At 70.4% G+C, this 10,839-nt stretch carries 7 protein-coding genes; 2 read left to right on the forward strand and 5 right to left on the reverse strand.

Annotated features, from left to right (window positions below):
- Positions 1 to 7: 7 nt before the first annotated feature.
- From ACFO0C_RS46755 to ACFO0C_RS46765, 3 genes are all read right to left on the reverse strand, one after another.
- Positions 8 to 811, reverse strand: coding sequence for an ABC transporter permease (locus tag ACFO0C_RS46755; protein ID WP_378073352.1), 804 nt, complete (start codon positions 809 to 811; stop codon positions 8 to 10).
- Positions 808 to 1,746 carry an ATP-binding cassette domain-containing protein gene (locus ACFO0C_RS46760; RefSeq protein ID WP_378073353.1) on the reverse strand — a complete coding sequence of 313 codons (939 nt, stop codon included), beginning with the start codon at positions 1,744 to 1,746 and terminating at the stop codon, positions 808 to 810. The genes ACFO0C_RS46755 and ACFO0C_RS46760 overlap by 4 nt, the downstream gene beginning before the upstream one ends.
- A gap of 136 nt (positions 1,747 to 1,882) precedes the next feature.
- Entirely contained in the window at positions 1,883 to 3,856 is a 1,974-nt protein-coding gene (locus ACFO0C_RS46765; RefSeq protein ID WP_378073354.1) for a cellulase family glycosylhydrolase, read from the reverse strand.
- Between the two features lie 150 nt (positions 3,857 to 4,006).
- Here ACFO0C_RS46765 and ACFO0C_RS46770 point away from each other — a divergent pair, with 150 nt between their 5' ends.
- Positions 4,007 to 5,107: a cellulose-binding domain-containing protein gene (locus ACFO0C_RS46770; protein WP_378073355.1), complete on the forward strand. Its 1,101-nt coding sequence runs from the start codon at positions 4,007 to 4,009 to the stop codon at positions 5,105 to 5,107.
- Positions 5,108 to 5,153: 46 nt separating this feature from the next.
- Here ACFO0C_RS46770 and ACFO0C_RS46775 read toward each other — a convergent pair whose 3' ends face one another.
- Both ACFO0C_RS46775 and ACFO0C_RS46780 read right to left on the reverse strand, forming a co-directional pair.
- The gene (locus ACFO0C_RS46775) at positions 5,154 to 6,278 is read right to left on the reverse strand and encodes a hypothetical protein (RefSeq protein ID WP_378073356.1); all 1,125 of its coding nucleotides are present in this window, start codon (positions 6,276 to 6,278) and stop codon (positions 5,154 to 5,156) included.
- Positions 6,279 to 6,513: 235 nt separating this feature from the next.
- The gene (locus tag ACFO0C_RS46780; protein ID WP_378073357.1) at positions 6,514 to 8,679 is read right to left on the reverse strand and encodes an NACHT domain-containing protein; all 2,166 of its coding nucleotides are present in this window, start codon (positions 8,677 to 8,679) and stop codon (positions 6,514 to 6,516) included.
- A 144-nt stretch (positions 8,680 to 8,823) separates the two neighbouring features.
- Between ACFO0C_RS46780 and ACFO0C_RS46785 the strand changes: the two genes are divergently transcribed.
- A complete protein-coding gene (locus tag ACFO0C_RS46785; protein WP_378073358.1) occupies positions 8,824 to 9,726 on the forward strand; it encodes an SCO6745 family protein in 903 nt (300 codons plus the stop codon).
- The last annotated feature ends 1,113 nt before the right edge of the window (positions 9,727 to 10,839 follow it).

Below are 10,839 nucleotides of genomic sequence, written 5' to 3' on the forward strand. Positions count from 1 at the left end.
GTACCGATCAGGCGTCGGTCTTTGCCAGCCGCCACGCCGCCGCGCCCAGCACCGCCGCGACGTAGACGCCGAAGACGGCGAGTCCCGCCCACGGGCCGAGCGAGCCGTCCGCGGTCTGCATCGACATGATCGCGCCGCCGGCGTTGCTCGGCAGGTAGGGGGTGATCGTGTCGGCCCACGAGTCGGGCAGCAGCATGACCAGGCCGGGCACGATCAGCAGCGCACCGGCGAGGACCGCGATGCCACCGGCGCTGGACCGCATCAGGGCGCCGAGCCCGACGCCGAGGACGGCGACCAGGCCCAGGTAGAGCCCGGAGCCGAGCAGGGACCGCAGCACACCGTCGTCGCCGAGACCGAGACCGGCCAGCGCGTCCGGCACCAGCGGGGAACCGGCCATGAAGGACACCAGCGCACCGGCGGACATGACGACCAGGGCGAGACCTCCGGCGATCAGCGCCTTGGACCACAGCACCGGCAGCCGGGACGGCACGGCGGCCAGGGTCGAGCGGATCATCCCGGTGCTGTACTCCCCGGCGGCCAGCAGCACACCGAGGACGCCGACGGCCAGCGCGGCGAACGTGGAGCCGCTCAGTGCCAGGCCGACCGCGTCGCTCGCGCCGGGCCCGCCGGGTCCGCCGCCGGCACCGGACGGGTCGGAGGAGGCCGCGGCGATCACCCCGACCAGGACCAGCAGGAAAACCGACACGGCGAGGGTGATCCAGCTCGATCGCAGCGACCAGAACTTGGTCCACTCGCCGGCGACGATGCCGCGGGCGGTCAGCCGGTAGGTGGGGGCGGTGGTGACGCTCATCGGGTGGCCTCCTGCAGCACACGGGTGGTCTCGGGGGTGGCGGCGTACTCGACGGCGTCGCGGGTCAGGTCCATGAACGCCTCCTCCAGCGACACCTGGTGCGGGACGAGCTCGTACAGCGGGATGCGGTGCTCGGCGGCGATCATGCCGATCTCCCGGCTGGTCAGGCCGTTGACCCGCAGCTCCTCGGAGGCGGTGGAGGTGACCGTGACACCGGGACGGGACAGCAGGTCGCGCAGCAGACCCGGGTGGGAGGTGGCGACCCGGACGCCGCCGCCGGCGGCCTGGGCGACCAGGTCGGCGACGGTGGTGTCGGCCAGCAGCCGGCCCCGGCCGACGATCACCAGGTGTTCGGCGATCAGGGCGGTCTCGCTCATCAGGTGCGAGGAGAGCATCACGGTACGGCCCTCGGCCGCCAGCCCGGCCAGGAGGTTACGCACCCAGAGCACGCCTTCCGGGTCGAGCCCGTTGACCGGCTCGTCCAGCATGATCACCGACGGGTCGCCGAGGAGTGCCGCCGCGATGCCGAGGCGCTGGCCCATGCCGAGGGAGAACCCGCCGACCCGTTTGCCGGCCACCTGACCGAGCCCGGCCAGATCGATCACCTCGTCGACGCGGCGGCGGGGGATGCCGTGGGTGCGGGCCAGACCGAGGAGGTGGCTGACGGCGGTGCGGCCGGGGTGGACGGCCTTGGCCTCCAGCAGCACGCCGATCTCCCGCAGCGGGGCGGCGTGCTCGGCGTAGCGGCGCCCGTTGACCAGCACCTCTCCGCTGGTGGGCCGGTCCAGTCCGACGACCATCCGCATGGTGGTGGACTTGCCGGCGCCGTTCGGCCCGAGGAAGCCGGTGACCTGTCCGGGCCGTGCCACGAAGCTGAGCCGGTCGACGGCGGTTTTCGTGCCGTACCGCTTGGTGACCTCGCGAACCTCGATCATCTTCGTGCCTCCCGTAGCTCTGACCTGCTGAGATCCAAGCTACGGAGGGTTCGCGGCGGCGACCTGGTACCGGGGTCGACACTTCGCGGCCCGCGTTGGTACCTGAGTACCAACGCGGGCCCGTGGTGCGGGGCGACTACTCGGCGCGGACGTGGTCGATGTCGACGGTTCCCGGGTTGATGTAGATCCACAGGACGCGGACGTCGGCCAGGGCGGTGCTGTCGCACGACATCGACGACAGCAGGTCGATGGTGGCCGTGGTGGTGGTGTCCTGGCCGATCCAGGTGAAGTTCGACTGGCACCAGGCGAAACCGGAGCCGGTCTGCACGGCGATCGCCGCGTTGGTGCCGGTGGCCGGCGCGGTCCGCAGGTCGTATTTCAGCGCGCTACGGGTGGACAGGTCGATCGGCTCGGGAAAGGTCACACCGAACCAGCCGCCGTCGGCCGCGTTCACCCGTAGGCCGTGTGTGCCGTGCGTCGCGAACGCGGTGGTCTGCTCGACCGTACCCCCGTTGGTCTGCCAGGACGCCGACGCCCAGCCCTCGGTGCCGGTCTCGAAATCGGCGAGGATCGCCACCGCCGCCGGGTCCGGTTTGACGGTGATCGTCACCGTTGCCGTGTTGGACAGCCGCCCGGCCTGGTCCTTGACCGTGTAGGAGGCGCTGGACCGGCCGGTCACACCGGCGGCCGGGGTGAAGGTGAGGGCGCCGGCGGTGGTCGCGGTGAAGGTCCCGCCGGCCACGGTCAGTGTCCGCTGCCGCCCGGCGGTTGCCGGATCGAGGTCGAGGCTGGCGGGCTGGACCCGGGTGCGGTAGGCGATGTCGTTGGCGGTCGGCTGGAGCGTCACGGCGGTGTCGAACTCGGTCACGGCGGTGTCGTGGTCGGCGACCGGCGGCAGTGACCGCTGACCGAAAGCGATCTCATTGCTGGCGTTGCTGATGTTGGTGCACACCGGGCTCGGGCAGTAGACGGTGAACCCGTCGTAGTCCGGATAGAGCGTGCCGTCGTCCTGCGAACCGGAGAGGATCCAATAGAGGAAACCATTGCCGCCGGTACGGGTGAAGTCGCTCTGCCACTGCTGGTAGACGGGGTTGCGGGTGTTCTTGTTGCGCCATCCGAACTCGCCCAGCATGACCGCCTTGCCGAGCCGCCTGGCCGCCTCGTTGTGCCGGATGATGTAGTCCGACCCCCACTGGGCGGTGCGGTTGCCCCAGCCGTCCGGATAGAGGTGGTAGGACATCACGTCGATGGCCGGCAGGCTCGCCAGGGCGATGCTGTCGACGCCCTCGCCACAGTTGTCGATCCAGTCCGGGGCGTCCGGGCCGTCGCAGAAGAAGCCCTCGTCACCGACGCTGACCAGGTGCCGCGCGTCGACCGACTTGATGTGCCGGGACATCTCGTCGGCCCAGGCGGTGACCGTCGTGGTGGTGCACGCGGGGCCCTGCGGGTAGACGCCGGAGCCCTTGCAGCGCGGCTCGTTGCCCAGCTCCCACGTCATGATCGTCGGGTCGTCCTTGTACTTGACGCCGGTGATCGTGTTGGTGCGGTTCAGCAGGTGGTCGAGGTAGTCCTTGTACCAGCCCTTGATCACCGGGTCGGTGTAGAACTCGTCGTGGTACGTGCCGCCCTTCCACCGTACGTATTGATCGATCCCGCCGAAGTCGGACCAGTTGTTGGTCAGCGGCAGCACCAGTCTCTGGCCGTGGCGCCGCGCCGAGTCGATGACGTAGTCGAGGCGTTCGAGGCCGTTCGGGCCGTCGTTGAAGGCGGGCTTCTCGCCGTCCCAGTACTGGAAGTAGACGCCGTCGGGAGCGGGGGCCACCGAGTTGCTGCCGTCCGCGTTGCCGATCAGGCCGAACGCCCACGTGCGCATCACCGTGAAGTCGGCTTCCTGCGCGTCGGCGAACACGTCGTCGACCATCGCCCGGCTCTTGTAGAAGAGGTAGTAGTTGTTGGTCCCGCCGAAGCGGAACGTCTTGCCGTTCAGCATGAGCCGGTGCCCGTCCCGGACGACGAAACCGTCGCGAGGTGGGGGCGCCGCCGTGGCCGGTGCGGTCGCGGCCAGCGCGCTGACCAGCGCCGCCAGGAGAACGACGATGCGGCTCCTCATGAGAACTCCTACCTCTGTCGACTGTGGCCGATGTCACGTTAAGGCTCGTCTCGCGGGGCGGTCAACGGCGTGCGAGCAGAAACTTAGAGCATTTAAGTAAGGGGTTATGCGTCCTTGCCGAAAACGTTTTCGGCGCGCATCTTGATTGACATGCCTCAATCAAATGCTCGACGAGCCGGTAGCCTGCTGGCGGTTGCCGGCACGGCCGTCCTCGCTGCGACGACGGTCGTCGCAGCGCAGGGGGCCAGTGCCGCGGCGGCCGGATGCCAGGTGACCTACACGGTCAGCTCACAGTGGCAGGGAGGTTTCGGCGCCAACGTCGCCGTGACCAACCTCGGCGATCCGCTCACCGGATGGACCGTGCGCTGGTCCTTCGGTGCCGGACAGTCCGTCACCCAGGCGTGGAACGCGACGGTGACCCAGAGCGGCGCGGCGGTGACCGCGGTCAACGTCTCCTACAACGGCAGTCTCGCCACCGGCGGGAGCACGTCGTTCGGCTTCAACGGGTCGTGGACCGGCGGCAACCCGGTACCGGCCGCGTTCACCCTCAACGGCGTCGCCTGCACCGGCGGAGTCACGCCGTCCAGCCCGGCACCCTCCAGCCCCGGGCCCTCCAGTCCCGCGCCGTCCAGTCCCGCGCCGTCACCCTCCGGGAGCGCTGCCACCAGGACCGTGCGGGTGTTCTGGCTCAAGCCGACCGACGTGGCCTACGACCAGCGCTATCCCGACGGCATCGCGGCCGTCATGCGGGAGGCGCAGAGCTACTACCGGCAGGAACTGGGCCGGACCTTCACCCTCAACAACGTGGTCGTCGAGGTGGTCAACGGCGAGCACGACCGGAACTGGTACATCACCACCAACTGCACCGGCGGTGACCACTACTGGTGCGTGGTGGGCAACATGCACCAGGAGCTGATGCGCCGGTTCGGGATCAGCAACCCGGACAGCCGGTGGCTGTGCGTGGGCCTGATCAGCGCCGAGGAGACCAACCAGTCCGGTGGCGGCGCCAGCCCCGGGTGGGTGGTGCTCAGCGGGCACGACGCGGACGGTGCGGCCGGCGTCAACGGGCCGATGAACCGCTGGTACGGCGGCATGGTCCACGAACTCGGCCACGCCTTCGGGCTGCCCGACTCGACGTCGACCGACGGCACCCCGATGTCCGCGTCGTTCTACTCCTACCCGGACACGCACTTCAGTCCGGCGCAGAAGAACGCGATCCTGGCCGGGCCGTACGGCGGCTTCCTGTCCTGACAGACGAGGTCCCGGCGCGCTCGGACGGCGCCGGGACCTCCTCGGCTCACCGCTCGACGGTGACCGTGGTGGCGGTCGTGATCGGCGTGGTGGCGCCCAGCAGCTTGGCCGCGCTCACCACCTTGCCGGTGCCCTTGCTCACGCCCTTGAGGGTGACCGTCCACGAGGCGGTGCCGCCCGGCCGCCCGCCGGTGCTGGTGACCCGCAGGTCGACGGTGGGCACGGTGCCGGCGGGCAGCCGGACGCCCACGGTGCCGTCGGCGTTCTCGGCGCCGATGGTCAGCGGCCTGCCCGGGTCGCTGATGGTGTCGAACTTGTAGGCGTACTGGACGTCCTGGACGCCGTTGGTGCCGATCCACGCCTGGAACACCCGCGGCGACGTGGTGCCCTTCACGTTGACCTGCCACTCGACGACGATCCAGCTGCCGACGCCGTCGGTCAGGACGTTGGCCAGGATGCCGGTCGCGCCGGTGCCGTCCAGGTCGGTCCAGAACGGGGCGATCACGTTGTTCGGGCGGGCCGGGCCGGGCAGCGCGCCGGACGGGGCGACGTCGGTCGCCGCGCCGCCGCCGGCCACCAGGTAGCCGTTCGAGGAGACGCCGACCCTGGTGTACGCCGTGCCGTTGAACACGAACGACGGGACGTCGAGTTCGGTGATCTCCTCATCGCCGATCGGCCGGACCGTGTTGCCACCGAAGGCGGTCAGCGGGATGTATCCGAAGACGTTGCCCGGGTCCGGCGCGATGCCGCTCGGGCCGGCCGCCCTCGCCGGTGCCAGTGTCGCCCGGGGCGCCTTGGTGATCTGCGGCGTGGTCACCGTCGCGCCGGTCGCGCCGGCGAACAGCAGCGGCGGCATGGTGACCGAGCCCAGGTCGACCACCGCCGTCGTGGCGCCGGTGTTCTCGGCCGTCACCGAGCACGTGGTGGTCGCCTTGACCTTGATCGTCGCCGGGGTGCACGACTGGGTGAGCTCGACGGTGGCCGGCGGGGCCGTCGGGGTGCCGCCCGGTGGCCGGACTCCGCGGATCGGCGGCTTCGCGACGAGCCGCTTACCGGCCGCCTTCAGCTTGTCGGGGTCCGGTTTGGCGGACGCCGGAGCCGGGGCCGCGACGGCGAGCAGTGGCACGACGACCGCGGCGACGGCTGCCCGAATCCACCTGGTGGTGATCATCCTCTTACCCTTCGTGACTGGAAATGGTCACGCTTGAGGATGCTGATCGTCCGCCGGTATCGGTATGGATTGTCCGGTTGCTGTCACCCCAAGTAGTAGGCGATCAGCCGTCCGTGCGCGTGTCGGACGCCGTCCATCGTCTACCGTCCAGTTTCCTCCAGCCGTCAGGACGAGTGCTGCGCTCTCTCCCCGGCGCCGCGACCAGGTCGTGCTACGACTCGACGGCACCCGGCGGTCAGACCTCCGCGCGGCGGCGCTCGACAGCCTTGGCAAGGCGGGCCGGGTCGCAGGTGGCCAGGTGGTCGCGGATGAGCAGATGGATGAAGCGGTATTCGCCGTCGGTGCGCATCAGCAGGCTGCGATCGACGGCGAACCGGAGGAACCGTCGACGCCAGGGCACCAATTCACCCGCGATGGCCACGGCCGTCATCACGCGCAGGTTCTCGCCGAGGAGCGACGCCATGACACCCGCCATGAGGCCGAGTCCGATTCCGATCAAGATGCCGACATAGACCTCCCAAGGAGGTGCCGTCCACTGTGCGGGAAGAAAGTACAGCAACGGTGTGGCGAGCGCCACGTAGCCGATCAGAGGCCACCGAACAAGGCTCTTCCTTCGGTGCCCGTGTCGGGGCTTGATGTCGATGTCCGTGACGCCGAAAACGAGGAAGCCGCCTAGGATTCCTCCACTTATCCACGCCAGGCACAACACAGGCCAGGAGCCCGAGAGGTAGGCGGCACCTACCGCTGCCGAGCCGATCGCGATGACCGCGCACTGCTCGCCGAGCGTGCTCCTGCGGGTCGAATCGGTCTCCCAGAGACCGGCGAGGAAAGCCCCCAGCGCTATCAGGCCCACGAACGAGGTGCCCACGATGCGGATCGAAACGGCCGTCTGATCGGCGAGAACGACGACCATCGCGGCCAGGACCGCCGGTGCGGCAAGGTAGAACAGCAGTACACCACCCAGGAGCGGCCGATTCGGGCTTCTCGGCATCCGGGTCCAGTTCGAGTTGGCGAGAAAGAGAATGCCGATGACGGCCACTACGAGGCCGGCGAATCCGTTGATGGTGACGGCCGTTGCGGCGGCCCAGGCCAGCCCGGCCCCGAGAGCCGCGAACGGTGTGAGGAAGGCGAATACATCGAGCACCTGCCTGGGAAGAGCCTTGTCAATCGGTTCGAACTTCTTCAGAACCTGCACCCCCGTGTCCAGCTCGACGCACGCGACCGCCAGCATCCGGATGCTGCGCAGTGCCCGCTCCGCGTCACGGATCTCGCCGGATCTGCGTCGGGCGAGGACCTCGACCACGTACGCGTCGAACAGCTGACCGCGCCGGGCGGTCGGTTCCACCGCCTCCGGCTCGATCGGTCCGGTCTCGCCGACGCGAGCCAGGACCATGACCGCGAGCATGAGCGGCGTGGTCAGGAGCGCCCACAACTCCTCGTCGGCGTCCAGTGTCGCGATGACGCCGGCGAGGGCGGGGCTGACCTCGGTCAGGTAGCGCTGGACCGTCTCGCGGTCCAACGGGCGGATGACGACCGCGCCCTGCAACCGGAGGCGGGCGGTCAGCTCGGCGTATTCGGCCTCCCGGCTGCACACCGCGATCCTGGTGACGCCCTCCAGCGCGTTGATCTCGGCGACACACCGGGTGCGCGACGCCGCTGAAACCTCGTCCAGGCCGTCCAGGAGCAGCGTGAACCGGTTCTCGGCGAGCCAGAGCCGGCCGATCTCCGGGGGAATGCGGTAACGCACGGCGATGCTGGAGACGAGCCAGTCCGAGAAGGATTCCCGGCCGCTGCCCCCGCCACGGCGCAGCGGCCGGGAGTCCAGGCGTGCGGTCTCCCAGTCGACGAGGTCCAGGAGGACTGGCACGGACGGCTCGGTGGCGGATCCGGCGCGCGTGACCAGCTCGGCGGCGAGGTCGAGGAGCTGCGTCGTCTTGCCCGCGCCCGGTACGCCGAGGATCAGCATCGACTCGTCCAGGCGGCCGAAGACATCGGCGATCATGATGTCGGCGGACAGCCGGAACTCGTCGCCGCCGATCCGCTGGACCAGGTGCGACGGCTGGCGTACGGCATCGGGCCGCTCGTCGAGTGCCAGAGCGATCCGCATCCGCTCGCCCAGTGATCCGCGCTGCCGTGCCTCGACGTAGCGTTTCACCTGTGCGAGCGCGAGCTCGACATTGCGCGGGTCGTTCGGGTGCCGCACCGAGATGCGGTCGCGGCCGGCCCGCCGCTCCCAGGCTTCGAGGGTGAGGATCGCCGCGACGCAGGCGACAGCGATCGGCCAGAGCAGTTGGCGCGGTGGGGTCAGCCAGGACGGGCCGGACCCGCCGGTACCGATGTTCACGAGGGTGGGCACGACCAGCAGACCGATGATCACCTGCAATATGTGCCGCCACTTCACACAGTGGAGTATCGAGGCTGCTTGAAGGGCAGGCAATGAGGTCGATGTGGATCGTGATTGTCGCCCATGGTGAACGTGCCCGTGACAGGACGCCGCCGACGTGCGAGGCTACCCGTCGGTAACGTCGTCGACGAAGGTGGCGCTATGTCGGGTTCGGTAGAGGTCCCCTGGCAGGAACCGTCCACGCTCGACCCGGCCATGGTGCGCCTGGCCTGGCGGTCCGCGGAGGCGCTGCACGGGCTGATCTACTTCGCACCCGAGGCGCACGAGCGCTACGAGGCTCTCGGCATCGACCGGAGGGCCGGCTACTTCGCCTCCCGGTCGGCGGCCATGGGTGCGGTCGGTGCCGGTCCGGTGGCGGCCGCCTTCTTCAACTTCAACCCGGCTCTGGTCGCCCGCGCGCTGCCGGCGGCCTGGGCGCACGCGACGCCGGCGGCCGTGCTGGCGGCCCGGCTGGAGGCGGCCGGTGCCGCGCTGAGCCGTGCGCTCGGCGGTGCCGTGGACACCCCGGAGATCCGGGAGGCCGCCGATCTGGCCCGGCGTGCCGCCGAGTCGGTGGCCGGCCGTCCGGAGGGCCGTCCGCTGTTCGCCGCGCACGTGGCCATGCCGTGGCCGGAGTCCCCGCATCTGATCCTCTGGCAGGCGCAGACGGTGTTGCGCGAGTTCCGGGGTGACGGGCACGTCGCGGCCCTGACGCTGGCCGGCCTGACCGGGCTGGAGGCGGTGGTCCTGCATGTGGCGTCCGGTGAGGTGCCACGCCGGTTCCTGCAGCGCAGTCGCGGCTGGAGTGACGAGCAGTGGGCGGGTGCGGCCGGCCGGCTCCGCGGGCGCGGGCTGATCGGTGACGGTGACGAGCCGGCGCTGACCGATCTCGGGCGGGAGCAGCGGGCGTGGATCGAGGCGGCGACAGACCGGTCGGCCGCGCCGGCCTACGCGGTGCTCGGTGCCGAGGGGTGTGCGCGGTTCGCCGAACTGGCCCGGCCGTTGAGCCGGGCGATCGTGGCATCGGGTTCACTGAATGTTAACAACGCGGTGAGCTCACGCTGACATTGCCTGCGGGAGTCTTGCGGACGTAATCATCGACGTCTGTCGATCTTCTGTGTCCGCGATGCTGCGTTGGATACCGGGCGTGCATGCCCCGTACGCTCGGAGGATTCAAGATTTTCTATTGACATCCTTCAATGTAATGGCGTTTCCTTCTCGGGACGGTATGTATCCAAAGCCATCGATCGCTGTTAGCTTCGGAAGCACGAAGCAGGGCAAACCGGTGGAAACCTTCCGGCCTGCGCGTGACCCCGCGGATCACCTCTGCGTGACGGAAAGGGCCGACGATGTCAGCCGTACCCCGCAATCTCGTGATGGGCCTGAGCCCCACCGCCGAACCCGCCCCCGGTCTCGTCGCCGCCGTCGCCCGTGGGGGCGGCCTCGGTGTCCTCGACCTCGGCCACGATCCGGCCGTCGCCCGGCAGGCCCTCGCCGACACCGCCCGCCGCGCGCCCGGCGGGTTCGCGGTCCGGCCGTCGCCCGGATGCCCGCTGACCCCGGCCGACCTGCCCGCCGAGGTGAACGCGGTCCTCGTGGACGCCCCCGCACTCACCGGCCTGCCGGCCTGGGCGCCCGGCGCAGCCGGACGTCCGGTGCTGGTCCAGGTGGTGTCCGTCGGGGAGGCGCGGGCCGCGGTCGCCGCCGGAGCGTCCGGCCTGGTGGCCCGTGGCAGCGAGGCGGGCGGCCGGATCGGTTCGCTCACCGCGTTCGTGCTGCTCCAGGCGCTGACAGCGGAACTGCCCGGCACACCGGTCTGGGTGGCCGGCGGCATCGGCCCGCACACCGCCGCGGCCGCTCTCGCCGGTGGGGCCGCCGGGGTGGTGCTCGACGGGCAACTCGCGCTGGTCGCCGAGATGGACCTGCCCTACCGCGTCGCGTCGGCGATCCGGGCCATGGACGGCACCGAGACCGTCGTCGTCGACGGCCACCGCGTCTACACCCGCCCCGACCTGCCCGTCGCCGCCCTCGCGGCCGGGCCGGGCGGCGTCACCGCCCGGCTCGGCGCCCGTGACCTGCACCGCCGGCTGCTGCCGGTCGGTGCCGAGGCCGCCTTCGCCCGGCCGCTCGCCGACCGGTACCGGTCCGCGACCGCCGTCGTCCGCGCGGTCGCGGAGG

This window comes from Actinoplanes subglobosus, assembly GCF_042650585.1.
GTDB lineage: Bacteria > Actinomycetota > Actinomycetes > Mycobacteriales > Micromonosporaceae > Actinoplanes > Actinoplanes subglobosus.